The organism is Bifidobacterium breve DSM 20213 = JCM 1192 (assembly GCF_001025175.1).
Taxonomy (GTDB): domain Bacteria; phylum Actinomycetota; class Actinomycetes; order Actinomycetales; family Bifidobacteriaceae; genus Bifidobacterium; species Bifidobacterium breve.
Window position 1 is genome coordinate 1,949,278 of record NZ_AP012324.1, and the last position, 16,309, is coordinate 1,965,586.

General features: G+C 58.5%; 14 protein-coding genes. 1 reads left to right on the forward strand and 13 read right to left on the reverse strand.

Translation table 11 applies throughout. The features are described 5' to 3' along the window. Positions 1–4 precede the first annotated feature (4 nt). From BBBR_RS08585 to BBBR_RS08600, 4 genes are all read right to left on the reverse strand, one after another. Entirely contained in the window at positions 5–1,315 is a 1,311-nt protein-coding gene (locus tag BBBR_RS08585; RefSeq protein ID WP_047928320.1) for an FHA domain-containing protein, read from the reverse strand. Between the two features lie 258 nt (positions 1,316–1,573). Then, entirely contained in the window at positions 1,574–1,954 is a 381-nt protein-coding gene (gene rplL, locus BBBR_RS08590) for a 50S ribosomal protein L7/L12 (protein ID WP_003829835.1), read from the reverse strand. Between the two features lie 109 nt (positions 1,955–2,063). Beyond that, positions 2,064–2,585: a 50S ribosomal protein L10 gene (rplJ, locus tag BBBR_RS08595; RefSeq protein WP_003829834.1), complete on the reverse strand. Its 522-nt coding sequence runs from the start codon at positions 2,583–2,585 to the stop codon at positions 2,064–2,066. Positions 2,586–2,930: 345 nt separating this feature from the next. Next, positions 2,931–3,722 (reverse strand): hypothetical protein, encoded by a 792-nt coding sequence (locus BBBR_RS08600; protein WP_003829832.1) that lies wholly within the window; start codon positions 3,720–3,722, stop codon positions 2,931–2,933. Between the two features lie 241 nt (positions 3,723–3,963). Here BBBR_RS08600 and BBBR_RS08605 point away from each other — a divergent pair, with 241 nt between their 5' ends. Next, positions 3,964–5,358, forward strand: coding sequence for an NCS2 family permease (locus tag BBBR_RS08605; RefSeq protein WP_003829831.1), 1,395 nt, complete (start codon positions 3,964–3,966; stop codon positions 5,356–5,358). Positions 5,359–5,995: 637 nt separating this feature from the next. On the opposite strand, the gene pstB is transcribed toward BBBR_RS08605, so the two are convergent. The 9 genes from pstB to BBBR_RS08650 all read right to left on the reverse strand — a co-directional run bounded on the left by pstB (position 5,996) and on the right by BBBR_RS08650 (position 16,279). Beyond that, positions 5,996–6,775 (reverse strand): phosphate ABC transporter ATP-binding protein PstB, encoded by a 780-nt coding sequence (gene pstB, locus BBBR_RS08610; RefSeq protein WP_003829830.1) that lies wholly within the window; start codon positions 6,773–6,775, stop codon positions 5,996–5,998. A 45-nt stretch (positions 6,776–6,820) separates the two neighbouring features. Then, on the reverse strand, positions 6,821–7,819 hold the full coding sequence (gene pstA, locus BBBR_RS08615; RefSeq protein WP_003829829.1) for a phosphate ABC transporter permease PstA: 999 nt from the start codon (positions 7,817–7,819) through the stop codon (positions 6,821–6,823). Continuing rightward, positions 7,819–8,772 carry a phosphate ABC transporter permease subunit PstC gene (gene pstC / locus BBBR_RS08620; protein ID WP_003829828.1) on the reverse strand — a complete coding sequence of 318 codons (954 nt, stop codon included), beginning with the start codon at positions 8,770–8,772 and terminating at the stop codon, positions 7,819–7,821. Before pstC ends, pstA begins: the two co-directional genes overlap by 1 nt. A 206-nt stretch (positions 8,773–8,978) precedes the next feature. Beyond that, positions 8,979–10,109 carry a phosphate ABC transporter substrate-binding protein PstS gene (gene pstS / locus BBBR_RS08625; RefSeq protein WP_003829827.1) on the reverse strand — a complete coding sequence of 377 codons (1,131 nt, stop codon included), beginning with the start codon at positions 10,107–10,109 and terminating at the stop codon, positions 8,979–8,981. A gap of 253 nt (positions 10,110–10,362) precedes the next feature. Next, positions 10,363–11,067 (reverse strand): response regulator transcription factor, encoded by a 705-nt coding sequence (locus BBBR_RS08630; RefSeq protein ID WP_003829826.1) that lies wholly within the window; start codon positions 11,065–11,067, stop codon positions 10,363–10,365. Between the two features lie 118 nt (positions 11,068–11,185). Next, a complete protein-coding gene (locus BBBR_RS08635) occupies positions 11,186–12,481 on the reverse strand; it encodes a sensor histidine kinase (protein WP_003829825.1) in 1,296 nt (431 codons plus the stop codon). Positions 12,482–12,618: 137 nt separating this feature from the next. Further along, positions 12,619–13,926 carry an MFS transporter gene (locus BBBR_RS08640; protein WP_032738296.1) on the reverse strand — a complete coding sequence of 436 codons (1,308 nt, stop codon included), beginning with the start codon at positions 13,924–13,926 and terminating at the stop codon, positions 12,619–12,621. 267 nt (positions 13,927–14,193) lie between these two features. Beyond that, positions 14,194–14,907 carry a 5'-methylthioadenosine/S-adenosylhomocysteine nucleosidase gene (gene mtnN / locus BBBR_RS08645; RefSeq protein ID WP_003829823.1) on the reverse strand — a complete coding sequence of 238 codons (714 nt, stop codon included), beginning with the start codon at positions 14,905–14,907 and terminating at the stop codon, positions 14,194–14,196. Between the two features lie 139 nt (positions 14,908–15,046). Further along, the gene (locus tag BBBR_RS08650) at positions 15,047–16,279 is read right to left on the reverse strand and encodes a 3-deoxy-7-phosphoheptulonate synthase (protein WP_003829822.1); all 1,233 of its coding nucleotides are present in this window, start codon (positions 16,277–16,279) and stop codon (positions 15,047–15,049) included. Positions 16,280–16,309 lie beyond the last annotated feature (30 nt).

Genomic DNA, 16,309 nt, shown 5'->3' on the forward strand with positions numbered 1-16,309 from the left:
TGGCTCACTTTCCAACCGCTTCGCGGTATTCCTGATATCCCTTGTTATGGGATAGAGCTTCGTCGATGTCGGCTTCGCCTCTGGCGGCGAGCCAAGCATACATATCGTCATACAGGTATGGGTTCATTGCCAGAAATGCCAGCAACTCAGGGTGACGAGCAATCTCGAACTGCGTGGAGAAATCCTGCGTGGTTTTAGCATCGTCCGAGGTCAGGCCATCAACTTCCACCACCGGCTCCTGGGCCTTCAGTTCTCCCTTGCTCACACGGTCGAACACGGAGCCCGGCTCAAAAGCTGGTGTATAGACACCAGTGGTGTCAGCCTCGCCCAAATCGGCAACGCTTACTTGAACGGGCTGGTCCGACTGATCGGACTGATCGGGTTGGACGAATTGGCCGGGCTGCTCAAATACCGGCGACTGCTCAGGCTGTGCCTGCACATCCGGCTGCTGGTCCGGGATGGATACCGCCTCAGCGGATGGTGCAGTCTCAGATTCCGTCTCGGTTGCTGTTTCAGATGCGGTCCCAGATACAGTCTCGGGCACCTTGGCAACAGGATGAGCGATCGCATCCACCGGCACCACGGCAGGTGCAGAAGACTCCGCCGGTTCGACGGGTTCAGCTTGCGGGCTTGTCTGCGGCACGAAATCAGCGGCAGGCTGGGTCTGCTGCGCCTCACCGTCCGGCACGGTATCTTCGGACTGCTCGGCCATCGCATCGGCGAACAAATCACGCGGAGTGGCCGGCTCTTCCGCCTTGACCACGGATTGGGCAATGTTCAGACTGCTGAAGTCGAGTTCGTCAACCTTATGACGAACGCTGGCGGCGCTGAACGCAGCGGTCGGCTCACCGGCCCGCAAATCCAAAATGTCGTCAACGGACATATCAGCGGCATCCGGCTCCTGCGGTGCTTCATTCACCGCGTAGCCGAACAAATCAGGCACCGGAAGCTGCTGATCATGCTCGACGTCATCGATACGGATGAAGTCCGCCGGAACATCACCGAACTGCATGCGCATCGGCGAGGACGGCAGCATAAACTCGGCGTCAACGGGCAGACGCAGTAAATCGCCATTGTCACGAACCACATAAGAGCCATTGGTCGAGCCTAAATCGCGCACGGCTGCAGAACCATTCTGCTTCACCTCGAACACGGCGTGCCTTTTGGACATCGACTTGGTCTGATCCACCACATCAAGACGCTGCATGCCGTCATCGGCTAGAGGACGCAATGGCTTACGGCCAATCTCCACGCAGTCGCCCGATTTGACGTTGACTCGATCAACCCCATTGATCCGCACCGTCCATTCACTCACCGTGACCGCCTCCCTATACACACTATGAACCACACTATGTGCCATTGTGTCATCTTTTACTCGGTTTCGCCGGATTATCCCGGTCAAGAATTGCAACTTTTGCGCATTAGCAGCTTCCATGCCGCCAGCAACGGGTGAAATCGCTCCCCCTATTCAGTACAGGGTCTGCCCAAGGGCACAATGCAGGAAACCCCGCAATCCATAACGGATACGGGGTTTCCGGCAACAATCTGGTGATTGCGGCTTAAGCCGCACAAATCACTTGAGCTCGACGGTGGCGCCAGCCTCTTCCAGCTGAGCCTTAGCCTTCTCGGCGTCTTCCTTCTTAGCCTTCTCGAGGACGGCCTTCGGAGCGCCGTCGACGAGGCCCTTGGCCTCAGCCAGGCCGAGGTTGGTGATGGCGCGGACGGCCTTGATGACCTGGATCTTCTTGTCGCCGACGGCGGAGAGGATGACGTCGAACTCGTCCTTCTCCTCAGCAGCCGGGGCAGCAGCGCCCGGAGCAGCAACGGCGACAGCAGCCGGAGCGGCAGCCTCGACGTCGAACTTCTCCTCGAAGGCCTTCACGAACTCGGAGAGCTCGACCAGGGTCATCTCGCCGAAGGCTTCCAGCAGCTCATCGTTGGTGTACTTAGCCATTATGGCTTCCTTTCAATCTTGGCGGCGGACGAAGTAGGTAATCCGCAGCCGAATAAACCTTGTTTGTTTAAATTATCGAAGCGACTGATTCATGCCGTGAGGGCGTAAATCAGGCAGCCTTCTCCTGCTTGTCGCGCAGGGCGTCGATCGTACGCACGGCCTTGGTCGGCAGAGCGTTGAACAGGTACGCGGCCTTGGCCATCGATGCCTTGACGTCGCCGGCGAACTCGGCGAGCAGCTGCGGGCGAGACTTGAGGTCTGCCAGCTTCTTGGCGCCCTCAGCATCATAGACAGTGCCGTCAGCGGCGGCACCCTTGATGACAAGAGCCTTGTTGTCCTTGGCGAAGTCACGGATGACCTTCGCAGCCTCAATGAAGTCGCCCTTCACGAAGGTGATGGCGGTCGGGCCAGCAAGAATCTCGTCGAGACCCTCGATGCCCGCTTCCTTGGCGGCGATGCGTGCCAGCGTGTTCTTTGCCACGGTGTAGGAAGTATCGCGGCCTAGCTTTTCACGCAGATCGGAAATCTGCGGAACGGTAAGCCCGCGGTACTCGGTCAGGTAGACGGCGTCAGCGTTACGGAATTCTTCCGTAAGCTGAGCGACTACCGCTTCCTTTTCGGGCCTCTTCATGGCGTTCCTTCCTAAGTCGGCCGTTGACTTGGAGTTCGGAACTTTCGGCTGGGCAACAAAAAAGCCCTGCGCACAGGCAGAGCAATATAATCTCGCGAAGCGACCTTCGCCGGCCCTTGACGGGCTTATATCTCTCAACCTGCGCTGGCTTGGCGAACCAAACTTCGAAAGTGCACTTGCGCACACTTCAACCAACGGTCTGTGGTTTACGAATGATTAGGTTACGGGCGGTCGGCGACATTGTGGAATTCGGGCGTGTCGCGCAGGCAGCACCCCAGGAGAGTGGCACAACAAAGTCCTCCCGGCCCAGCATTGGCGCAACATTCCCGGAGAAGTGGTGCAGGATTACAACGTGGCGGCATATTGAGCCACGGATGCCGTGACTTCCTTTAGGTAATCGAGAGAACGACGCCAATGGCCGGGCACCTCAATCGAATGGTTGGCGTCTGGATATTCATGCACATGCGGGGTCAATGCGTTGGCGCGGGCGCGATCATAGAACGGGTCGGCGGTTCCGGCACAAATCAGCGGTGCCGGTCCAGCATATCGGGAGCTGGCGGCGTGTGACTGCCCGGCAAGTTCGGCACGGATTATCGCCTTCGCCTCGGCCACGGATGGTGCTTCGGATTCGGCTACGATGTCATCGCCCACAGCGGGCACCGGAATCACGCGGGCAGATGGGTCGAAATCGGCGTGGTGCAACACCGGGGTCAACAGCACGAATGGCAACCCATAATGTGCGGCCACGTGCGGGTAAGTCATCGTGGTCAGCGATTTGCCGATGAGCAGCAGACGCGGGCCGGATTGATTGGTGGAATCCGACGAATCAGCAGCGTCCCTACCGACATTATCGTTGGAGTATTCGCCGGACTGATTTCCGCGCACTGGCTCCACCCACCCGTCAATCGCCTGATTGAGCACCGGAATCACTGTGGACAAATCATCGGAAGCATTGCGTACGTTCATGCGATCGACACGCCACCCGGCCTCGACCAAGGCTTGTGCAGACCAGTACAGCAGCGGACGGTCGCAGTTGTAGCCAGTGCCTGGCATGAGCAGTACGCGGCCGTATTCCTGACCGAACTTGACGACGTTCTTTTTCCATGAGGTGATGCTGACTTCGACGGCCGGTTTCACTGCGCGACTTCCTTCCGCGGCACTCTCTGCGCGTTCCTGTATATGTATTGCCGCAGTCAGTCTACCCCGGCCTGTTCACGTTACCTCCACAAGCTATAATCGGCCACGGTTCTGATTGGATGCGTAGCGCCTGACGTGCGTTGGGCAGGTCAATCAGGGCGAGTCGCAATTCTCGCCGGGGCCAACCGGGTCACCCACAGGTGGCATATGGCCTCGCACAACCCAAGGAAGTAGAGAGTATATGGAGAAGTTCTTCCATTTGAAGGAAAACGGCACGACCGTCTCGACTGAGATTCTGGCCGGTCTGACCACGTTCTTCGCAATGGCCTACATCATCGTCGTCAACCCGCAGATTCTGTCGCAGACCGGTATGCCATGGGGCGGCGTGTTCCTGGCCACTATCATCGCGGCCATCATCGGCACCCTGGTCATGGGCCTGTTCGCCAATGTGCCGTACGCGCAGGCCGCCGGCATGGGCCTCAACGCATTCTTCACCTACACCGTGTGCTTCGGCCTCGGCTTCAGCTGGCAGCAGACCATGTGCATGGTATTCCTGTGCGGCTTGATCAACATCATCATCACCGTCACCAAGATCCGCAAGATGATCATCATGGCCATCCCGGAGTCCCTGCAGCACGCCATCGGCGGCGGCATCGGTCTGTTCGTGGCCTACGTAGGCATGCTGAATGTCGGCTTAATCAAGTTCACTCCCGGCGATCCTAAGGCCGCCGCTAAGGGCGGTGCCGTGGCCGCAACCCCGGGCCTGGCCAACTTCAATGACAAGGTACTGTGGGTATTCCTCATCGGCCTCGTGCTGGCCATCGTATTCACCGTGATGAAGGTCAAGGGCGGCATGCTGCTGGCCATCGCCGTCACCACCGTGATCGGCATCCCGTTCGGCGTGACCACCTGGTCCGACTCCCAGTCTCTCGGTCAGACCTTCTCCGAACTGCCGCAGACCTTCGGGGCGATCTTCTCCGCCGAAGGCTTCCCGGCCTTGTTCTCCGACCCGGCCAAGCTGCCGCTGGTCATCGTGACCATCTTCGCCTTCTCCATGTCCGACACCTTCGACACCCTGGGCACTTTCATCGGCACCGGCCGTCGTACCGGCATCTTCTCCGCTGAGGACGAGAAGGCCCTCGAGAACGGCCACGGCTTCTCCTCCAAGATGGATAAGGCCCTGTTCGCCGACTCCATCGCCACCTCCATCGGCGCCATCTGCGGTACTTCAAACACCACTACTTACGTGGAGTCCTCCGCCGGTATCGCCGCTGGTGGTCGTACCGGCCTGACTTCCGTGGTCGTGGCGATCTGCTTCGCCCTATCCGTGTTCTTCGCCCCGGTGATTTCCGCCGTGCCGTCCGCCGCGACTGCTGGCGTGCTGGTCATCGTCGGCTGCATGATGGCCGCCTCCCTGAAGGAAGTCAAGTGGAACGATATCGCCGAGGCCATCCCGGCATTCTTCGCCGCCGTGTTCATGGCCTTCTCCTACTCCATCTCCTACGGCATCGCCGGTGGCTTCATCATGTACTGCATCGTGAAGACCTGCAAGGGCAAGGCCAAGGAAGTGCACCCGATCATCTGGATCGTATCCGCACTGTTCATCCTGGACTTCGTGTGCATGGCGATTCTGTGATGTTGGTTTGATGACGGCGGTGAATCACGTCGTTCTAGGCTGATTTGCCGTAAGCCGTAACTTATCTAGGGCCGGGCTCGAAATGAGTCCGGCCTTTGTTATTGCAGATATTTAGGTACTAGTTAGCAGCGTTGCAGGTATAAAGGAACTTCTTAGAGCCGTATTTGCCTCCTTCATAGGCCCGAAATACCTGCAATCTACTTAATGTCGTCTTTATACCTGCAAATTCGCGTCATAAATCGACCTGAGATACCTACAAATCTTATGGATTATGGCGGATGGCCGATATTCGCCCTGCAAATAGACCCAAAATGCCTGCAACCTATTTATGATTAGGCAACCCGAAAATCCATTGCAGGTATTTTGGCACTATTTGGCACTATTTAGGATAGTATGCAGGAAATCTCGATACGAAAAGTCCCGGTAAGCAGCTTGCCTACTGAGACTTTCGACAAATAACGGGGCTCTCTGGCCCAACAACAAACAAAAAAGACCCACCTTACGACGGGTCTTACTGTTTTTTCTACGCACAAACCACTACGCTGCGCGCAAGGAACAAATCTTCTCCGGTCCAGCAATTTCGAACCGGCCGGAGGCCGGACTCAAACCTTCGCTCAGCTATCGCTTCGCTCACGGATCAGCCAAAACGACCGGAGATGTAGCGCTCGGCTTCTTCGTTCTGCGGGTTGTTGAACATCGTGGTGGTGTCCGCGAAGTACTCGAGGTGGCCGGGCTGGCCCACAGCCTTCAGGTTGAAGAAGGCGGTGTAGTCGGCGATACGGGCGGCCTGCTGCATGTTGTGGGTCACGATCACGATGGTGTAGTCGCTCTTAAGCTCGTTGATCAGATCCTCGACAGCCAGGGTCGAAATCGGGTCAAGGGCGGAGCAGGGCTCGTCCATGAGCAGCACCTGCGGGTGGACGGCCACGGCGCGAGCGATGCACAGACGCTGCTGCTGGCCACCGGACAGACCGATGCCGGGGTTGTCAAGACGATCCTTGACCTCTTCCCAGAGGTTGGCACCGCGCAGAGCCCACTCGACCAGATCATCGGCGTCGGACTTGGCCAGGTGGTGGTTGTTCAGGCGCACACCAGCCAGCACATTCTCGCGGATGGACATGGTCGGGAACGGATTCGGGCGCTGGAAGACCATGCCGACGTCGCGGCGCACGGCCACCGGATCCACATCCTTGTCGTACAGGTTCTTGCCCTCGAGCAGCACCTCGCCCTCGACATGTGCGCCGGGGATGATCTCGTGCATACGGTCCAAGGTGCGCAGCACGGTGGACTTGCCGCAGCCGGACGGGCCGATGAAGGCGGTGACCTTGTTCGGCTCGATGTTGATATTCACATCCTCCACGGCCAGGAAGTCGCCGTAGTAGATGTTCTCGTGGTTGACGTCAATACGTTGTCCCATGATGTTTCCTTATATTTCCTTGTATCTTTAAGTCTAACGGCTCGCTCAGCGATCGGTCTTCACGGCGAAGACCTTCGCCACGATTCGACCAATGAGGTTCAGCAGCAGCACGACAATGATCAGCACTAGAGCGGCGGCCCACGCACGTTCCATAGGAATCGTGGTCACGCAGGTGGAGGCAGCGTTAGGCGGGCAGTTGGCGCTCAGCTTCGAGTACTCCTGATAGACGAACACCGGAAGGGTGGTCATCTGGCCGGAGAACAGGTTCACATTGGTGTTGACAATGTAACCGGCGGTCATGAGCAGAGGGGCGGTCTCACCAATCACGCGGGCGATGGCCAGAATGGCACCGGAAACGATGCCCGGCAAAGCGGTACGCAGCACGATTTTGGTGATGGTGCGCTGCTTGGTGACGCCCAAGGCCAGGGATGCCTCACGCAGGTCATTCGGCACGATCTTGAGCATTTCCTCGCTGGACTTAACCACGGTAGGCAGCATCAGCAGGGAGAGGGCCACCGAGCCTTCAAAACCGTTGATAGTACCGGGACCGAGCAAAATCGTAAACATCGAGAAGGCGAACAGGCCGGCCACAATGGACGGGATGCCGCTCATCACGTCGACGAGCAGGGAAATCGTGGTGGCAAGCTTGCTGCGGTTCGCGTACTCGACCAGGTACACGGCGCACATCAGGCCAATCGGGATGGAGATGACCATGGCACCCGCGGTGATTTCCAGCGTACCGATAATGGCGTGCAGCACACCGCCGTAACCACCGGATGGAGTCTGGCTGCCACCAACCACACCGGTCATGTTGTAGGTCAGGAAGTTGAGGTTCAGACGCTTGATGCCGTTGACGATAGTGGTCCACAACAGGGAAACCAGCGGCACACAGGCGATAATGAACGCCAGCGCGATAAGCACCCACATGAAGATATCCATGCTCTTGCGGCGCTGCACGGAGGAACGGGTGGGGCGGAAACGATCGAAATCGATCTTGGGAGCACCGTCCATCGGAGTCTTTTCAGTATTCTCAGCAGCAGTCATCACGCAGTCGCTTTCTCGGTGATCTTGCGGGCAATGAAGTTGACCACAAAGGTGATGAGGAACAGAATCAGACCGGTTCCAATCAGCGTGGAGACGCCCAGCTCGTTGGCTTCAGGATACTGTGCGGCAATGTTCGCAGCGATGGTCTGATTCTGCGAGGCCTGCAGCAGTTTGATGGAGTAATTGAGTCCCGGGGACAGAATCATCAACACGGCCATGGTCTCGCCAAGCGCACGGCCAAGGGCCAGCATGGAGGCGGACACAATGCCGGACTTGCCGAACGGCAGCACAGCCAGGCGAATCATCTCCCACTTGGTGGCGCCAAGCGCCAGAGCGGCTTCCTCATGCAGACGCGGAGTCTGCATGAAAATGTCGCGGGACATGGAAGTAATAATCGGCAGAATCATCACGGCGAGCACCACGGCCACCGTGGCCACGGTACGCGACGGGTTCGCAGCAGGGCCGGCGAACAGCGGGATGAAGCCCAGATGATTGGCGACCCAATTCCAGAACGGGTAGATGGCCGGCACCAAAATCAGGCCACCCCACAGACCGTAGATAACAGAAGGAATGGCGGCAAGCAAATCGACCACATAGCTCAGTGCGGTGGCGAGCTTCTTAGGCGCATAGTGCGAGATGAACAGCGCGATGCCGATGGAGACGAAGAAGGCAATAATCAGAGCCAGCACAGAGACCAGCACCGTGCCGAACAGCAACGGCAGCACATAGCCCCAAAAATTGTTGGCCTTACCGCCGGTGAAGCTGGACACGGTCTTGCTGTTGGCAACCTGATCGCCGCCAATCAACGGCCAGGCACGGAAGAACAGGAACAGGAACACAGCGGCAAGAACAACCAGAATCAGGATGCCGCAGGCGTATGCCACACCGCGGAACACCTTATCGGCGGTTTTGCCGCCGACTGGCTGCACAGCCGTTTTGTCTTGCGAACTCACGGATTCTCCTTATATAGGATGGTTATCAAGTATTCAAGTGGCACGGTTTTCGTCGTCAAACCGTTCGGCCCCTGACCCGCTTTAAGCCGCAGCCGTATGTGTTTACGACTGCGGCTTAAAGATTTCGGGCTATTACAATTTCAATAGTCTTGTATTCAATTATCGTTTCAGGTCAGTGGTTCAGCAACCCTTTGCGGGTCGGCCGCTCACTTGGTCTTGATGGCCTTGATGGACTTGGTGATCTCGGACTTCAGGGAGGAGGGCAGCGGAGCGGTGCCGGCGGCATCCTGAGCGGCCTTCTGGCCTTCGTCGGAGGTCACGTAGGTCAGCCAAGCCTTGGCGAACTCAGCCTGCTTGGTGTCCTTGTATGCCGGGCAGACGATGTCGTAGGATACCAGGACGATCGGGTAAGCGCCCTTGGCTTCGGTGGCGTGGTTGATCTTGATGACGATGCGGTTGTCGCCCTTCACAGTGTCGTCCTGCTTGGAGTCCTCGATGACCTTGGAGCCGGCCTCAGCGGAGATCTCGTTGTAGGAGTCGCCGACCTTGACGGCCACGGTGCCCAGGTCGCCGACCTGGGAGAAGTCGGCGTAACCGATGGTGCCATCGGCCTGCTTGACGGTGGAGACCACACCAGAGGTGCCCTTGGCGCCCTGGCCAACCTCGTTCGGCCAGTTCTCGGACAGGTCGTAGGTCCAGGAGTCAGGAGCCTGATCCTTGAAGTAGGAGACGAAGTTCTGGGTGGTGCCAGACTTGTCGGAACGGTGAACCACGGTGATCGCGGTGTCAGGCAGGGTCAGGTCCTTGTTCTGATCGGCGATGGCCGGATCGTTCCACTTGGTGATCTTGCCGTCGAAAATCTTGGCGATGGTGTCAGCATCCATGTTGATGTGCTTGCCAGCGTCGGAGACACCCTTGAGGTTGAAGATCACGGCGATCGGGGAGACGTAGACCGGCACGTCGAAAGCAGTGCCATCGGCGCACACGGACTTGGACTGCTCGACCTCGTCATCGGCGAGGGCCTTGTCGGAACCGGCCCATGCGGTGGCACCGGTCAGGAAGGTCTGCACGCCAGCGCCAGAACCGGACGGGTTGTAGGCGATCTTGGCGTCCGGGTTGGCGCCCTGGAAGCCGGCAATCCAAGCTTCGACGGCGGACTGCTGGGAGGAAGCGCCAGCGCCCTGGAAGTTACCGGAAATCGGAGCGGTCTTGGAAGCGGAATCAGTGGAGGAGCTGTCGGTCGTGGAAGCGGTGTTATCGCCGCAGGCGGCCACGGAAGCAAGCATCACAATGCCGGACAGGGCGGCAATGGAGCGAATGAGGATGTTCTTCTGCATGATTATTTCTTAATCCCTCTATCAACTATTCGCGGGCGGCTCTTGCTGCCCGGTCAACTCATGACAACTACAAGATTATTGGTGGTTTTGGGGTCTCGAAACCGAAATCAGTAAACAGAAGATGAACAGTTGGATGTTTGTGGGTCACCTAACCGCTACGTAGTTTTTATCACCCTGACCCTTCGCGGGAAAGAGGCCATCATACGAAAAGGCGACCTCGAAAGGTCGCCTTTCATCATCCGGCAAACGCCCTTTACTCCACCGGGGCGTCGATCTTGTAGCCAAGCCCGCGCACGGTGGTCAAATACTTGGGGTGTGCCGGGTCTTCCTCGATTTTGGAGCGCACGCGCTTGACGTGCACATCGAGCGTCTTGGTATCGCCCACATAATCCGATCCCCAAATGCGGTCAATCAGCTGATGCCGGGTCATCACACGGCCCTTGTTCTGCATCAGGTATTCGAGCAGCTCGAATTCCTTCAGCGGGAAGAACACGGTTTCGCCGCGCACCGTGACCTGGTGCTGGCCGACCTGCATGGCAATGTCGCCGCACACCAGCGGAATATCGTCGTCCACCGTGCCGGAAGCCTGCGCCGTGGCCTGATTGCGGCGCATCACCGCACGGATACGAGCCAGCAGCTCGCGGAACGAATACGGCTTGGTCACATAATCATCGGCGCCAATCTCCAGGCCTACGACCTTATCAATCTCCGCACTTTTGGCGGTGAGCATGATAATCGGCACGCGGCTTTGCTCGCGGATACGGCGGCACAGTGCGGTGCCGTCGATGCCCGGCAGCATCAGATCAAGCAGCACCAAGTCAATGCCTCCCTTGGTGAACAGCTCCAGACCTTCCTCACCGGTGGCAGCAGCGGACACGTCATACCCCTCGCGTGTGAGCTGGTACACCAGCGGCTCGCGGTAGGATTCCTCGTCTTCGACGATGAGAATGCGCGTCATAGTGGCCTTTCTTGGATATGTTCCCGTACGCATCGGTGCAAAAGTATCAGACACTATCGTAACCATGAGTTCTCCATTACCCTGTTGTTTCCTGGAAGTACGTAATTGCGGATACGCGCTACGCGCCCTGCACGGCGGTAGGTTCCTCATCTGCAGGAGCGGCCGGCAGCTCGATGGTGAACGTGGAGCCCTCGCCCTTGCGTGACCACACCGAGATCCGGCCACCATTCTCCTGCACGCAATGTTTGGTAATGGCCAGGCCCAAGCCCGAGCCACCGGTTTCTCGCGAGCGGGCTGGGTCAACGCGGTAGAACCGTTCAAAAACGCGATCCAATGACTTCTCGGGAATGCCAATACCCTGATCGACCACGCGAATGGTCACTTTGCCATCGCGCTCCCCCACACCGACCGCCACAGTCGTGTGCTCAGGCGAGTAGTGAATGGCATTCTCGACCAGATTCTTGACAGCGGTTTGCATGGCATCCGCATCAGCCATAATCATCAGCTCTGTTTCGCTCGGCTCATCATCGCCTTCGCCAGCCGAAATCGGCACGGGTTTGCCGTTGACATTAAGACGAATATCAATATAGCGGGCATCGGCCTGCACCTGATTGTCATTGATGGCCGCGCGGGCTACAGCAAGCGCGGAAATGCGCTTGACATCAATCACGCTACCTTCGGAAGATTGCGCCTTCTGCAAATCGATGAGGCGACGCACCAATTCGGTCAAACGCGCGGATTCCTTGGAAATACGACCGGAGAAATAGCGCACGGCGTCCGGATCGTCGGCGGCATCGGTCACAGTCTCGGCAAGCAGCGAGATCGCGCCGGCCGGAGTTTTCAGCTCGTGGGACACGTTGGTAACAAAGTCGCGCCGAACCGCCTCGAACCGACGCTGTTCGGACATGTCATTGATAAAGATGGCGTACAGGTCATCGCCAATATCGCCAATGCGCACGCGCAAATACAGCATGTTGGATGGCATCGACTGCCCCGCTTCAAGCCCCCGGCCGTTTGAGGAGGGGAAGACGCTACGATTGACCGGCATCTGCACTTCGCGCTCTCGCACACCGCCGTCGGTGGCGGCTTGGGTCAGAATATCTTCCACTTCGCGAGAGTTGAGCCGGTTGCCGGAAACCAAGCCAAACGGCACCGAACCGGGGCTGGCATATTGCACTCGACCATTACGGTCGGTGACAATTAACGCTTCGGGCAGCACTTCAACCAATCGACGCTCCGTAGGACGTACGGGAACATCGTCGCCAAACAGACACAGTGCGGTCTCGTCAGATGCTGCAGCTTGTTCGGCGGACACACGCCCGGAAACACGGCCCTTGTTATAAGCGATAATGGCCACCCACGCCACTACCAGCGCGGCAAGCACCACAAACACGATGATCTGCCAGATATCCATGGTTTCCAGAGTAAAACGTGCAAGACGTAGCTTAGTGCCCAAACTACGTAAGTTCGCCTATTGTTCATTTTTGGCAGGGCGAATATAGCAAAGCTCCCGCTGACGGGAGCCAGCGGGAGCACAACATCGGGAGCAATTTACAGCTCGTAGTCCTTGTCCTTGCCTTCCTTGATCAGGAACAGAGCAAGCAGGGCGAGAGCCGCCATGATGGCCATGTACCAACCCACACCGGCAACGCCGAACTTGGAGTTGACCAGCGCCTGGGCGATGGTCGGGGCGAACGCGCCACCGAAGATGGCGGCGAGGTTGTAGCTCAGGCCAGCGCCGGAGTAACGCACGTGGACCGGGAACAGCTCAGGCAGGTAAGCACCGCAAGGTCCGAACAGACCGCCCATGAGCACGAAGCCGATGCAGAGGAACACGAGAATATGTGCGGCGGAGTGCACCAGCAGGAACGGGGTGAAGAAGCTGAACACCAGCGTGGCGGCAGTCACGGCAAGAAGCACCTTCTTGCGGCCCACCTTGTCGGCGTACACGCAGGAAACCACGATGAAGATGGCGAAGAACACCACGGAGACCATTTGCAGCAGCAGGTATTCGCTCTGCTGGAAGCCCAAACCCTTAACGCCGTAAGACAGCGACCAAGTACCAAGCACGTAGAACAGCGTGTAGGTGATGCCCATGGCCACAGTGCCAAGCACGACTTCCTTCCAGTACGGCAGCAGGTCGCGCAGCGGGTGCTTGGAGGTGCGCTTTTCTTCGGAAGCCTTCTGGAACACCGGAGTCTCAGACATACGAGCACGCACGTAGAGGCCGATGATGACCAGCACAACGGAAGCAAGGAACGGAATACGCCAGCCCCAGGCGCCCATCTGCTCCTGACCAAGATGAGTGGTGAGCAGCAGGTTCAGGCCGTACGCGCAGAAGAAGCCGATCGGGGCGCCGAGGTTCGGGAAGGAACCGTAAAGGGCGCGCTTGGAAGCCGGAGCGTTCTCGGTGGCCACCAGAGCGGCGCCGGACCATTCGCCGGCGAGGCCCACACCCTGGCATGCACGGCACACACACAGGATGACAACAGACACGCCGCCGACCTGCTCATAACCGGGCAGGCAGCCCACCAGGAAGGTGGCGATACCCATGGTCAGCAAAGCAATCACCAGCGTCTTCTTGCGGCCCATCTTGTCACCGAAGTGACCGAACAGCATGGAGCCGAACGGACGAGCCAGGAAGGAGACAGCGAATGTGGTGAACGCCATAATCTGAGCCAGTGCCGGATTGGTGACGTTGGCGAAGAAGATCGCGCCGAAGTAGCTGGCGGCTGCGATGGAGTAACAGTAGTTGTCATAGAACTCGATGGCAGTACCCACCATCGAAGCGGCGATGATCTCAGGAACCGAATCCTTCTTCACGGGTTCCGTCACGGCCGCAGTTGTACTTGCAGGCATAATCCTTTTTCTCTCCTCACGCTGCGCATAAACCTCAACGCAGCACATGCATTGCATGTTCAACGCTTCGCGACAGTGTTGCCATCGCTCAAAGAATTGAGCACAGCGACCGGCATGCGGGAGAAAGACTGGTTATGACTTGTGGCCCCAGCGATGAACCCCCACACATCGCTGTGCCGCACACTGAGTATGGCTCAGCTGATGAGCCGAGGGCTTGAGAGCGTTCACATAGTGAACGCGTCTTATGGGTCGGACTGCCTAACGCCCCTACAGACGCTTGACGATATCGACGGCGAGACGGGCGGCGGTATCGGCATATTCGGAGATGTCGAATTCCTTGAACACCTCATAGTCGGTGTCGGCATTGTCAGAAAGCGCGCGAACCACCAGAGCAGGCACGTCATTGCGGGCGGCCACCTGGGCCACTGCGGCACCTTCCATTTCCACGGCATCAGCACCGGTAAGACGGACGACTTCCTCGACCTTTTCAGGCGTGTCCACAAAGTAATTGCCGGAGGCGATGATACCCACGATGTGGGTGATGCCGGCCTCGGCAAGCGCCGCGTCAGCAACCTCCAGCAGGTGGTCGTCGGAGTGGAATTCCTCAACCGGGGCATCGGCAGTGCCGGGCTTCCACTGGCCCACGAGTCGCATGTCGGTGTCGAGGTAGCGCAAGGTGCCGCCGAGCACCACGTCATTGATATGCAGATGGGTGTTGAGGTTGCCGGCAATGCCGGTGAAAATCACGGCATCCGGAGCGAACTCGTCAATCAGCAGCTGCGTGGTGGCGGCTGCATTGACCAGCCCCATACCGCCTACCGTTGCGGCGACCTTAATCACGTCGGATCCAAAAGAATCCACGGTGCCGGAGACGATGTCAAGGCTGCCCTTGGCGGTGTGGGTCACGTGCGTGAGCGATTTGGCAATCAGCGCCACTTCCTCGTCCAGCGCGCCGATAATAGCCACGGTCTTCATACCCATACGTAAGTTCCTTTCATACAGGCTCCCGCTGGCGGGGGCTGTCGACGTAGTCGACTGGGGTGGTCGTTAAGGTGTCTCGCTCAAACCACCCCCAGTCTCGCTTCGCGAGCCAGCCCCCGCTAGCGGGGGCATAAATGGCTCAGTGCCACCGCCGCGTCGCCACGGCTTCGGCAAGTTCGCGCAGTAGCGCCTCGGTGTCCGGCCAGCTAATGCATTTGTCGGTAATCGACTTGCCGTACACCAGCTGGTCCAGTGGCGCGGCCTTCTGATTGCCGCCCTCAATGAAGCTTTCCATCATGATACCGGTGATGCCTTGTTCCCCAGCCGCAATTCGACCGGCGATATTGCGCACTACTTCGGCCTGTCGATGCTCATCCTTGCCGGAATTGCCATGCGAGCAATCGATGATAAGGCCATGGGACGCAGCCGATTCGGCGGGCATTTCGGCACGCACGTCACCCATGGCCTTAGCCACGGATTCGGCATCGTAGTTCGGGCCGTACGCGGAACCACGCAACACCACATGGCAATCCGGGTTGCCGAGTGTCTCGACTGCACAGGCACGGCCCAAGTGGTCAATGCCGAAGAACGTGTGCTGTTGGGCAGCGGCGAAGCAACCGTTCACGGCGGCCTTGACCGAGCCATCAGTGGCGTTCTTGAAGCCCACCGGCATGGACAGGCCGCTGGCTAGCTGTCGGTGAATCTGGCTTTCCGTGTTGCGCGCGCCGATGGCACCCCAGCTCACCGCGTCCGAGATGAACTGCGGGCTAGTAGGCTCCAGAAATTCCGTGGCAGCGGCCAAGCCCTCATCCAATACGCCGAGCAAAGTCTTGCGCGCCAGCAACAGGCCCTTCTTGATGTTGTGGCTGCCGTCGATATCCGGATCGTTGATCAGGCCCTTCCACCCGACGGTGGTACGTGGCTTTTCAAAGTACACGCGCATGACGATAAGCAGCTGCTCGCCGAGCTCATCCTTCAGCGCAGCCAATCGATGAGCATAGTCAAGCGCCGCCTGCGGGTCATGAACCGAGCAAGGGCCAACGATGACCAGCAGCCGGTCATCTTGACCGTACAGACATGCACGAATTTCGTCGCGCGAATAGGCGACAATCTCCTGAGCCTTATCGGTCAGAGGAAGTTCGGCAAGTACCTGAGCCGGCGTGGGCAGCGGCTCAAGCTCCAGCACCCTGCGGTTGATGATGCGGCTGACACCTACCTGGTCCTCCCAGCGCGGCACGTCCGTGGCGATGAGCGGGTTCTTGCCCTCTCCCATGGCCTGACGAATCGCGCGAAGCTCCTCCGGCGTATTCAACGGCTGCGGGCCGACCTGCAACGGGTGCGTGGCCGTGGCGCTGCCATCCTGCTGCTGCATAACATCTCTCCTTGGATTATTATCTTTCCC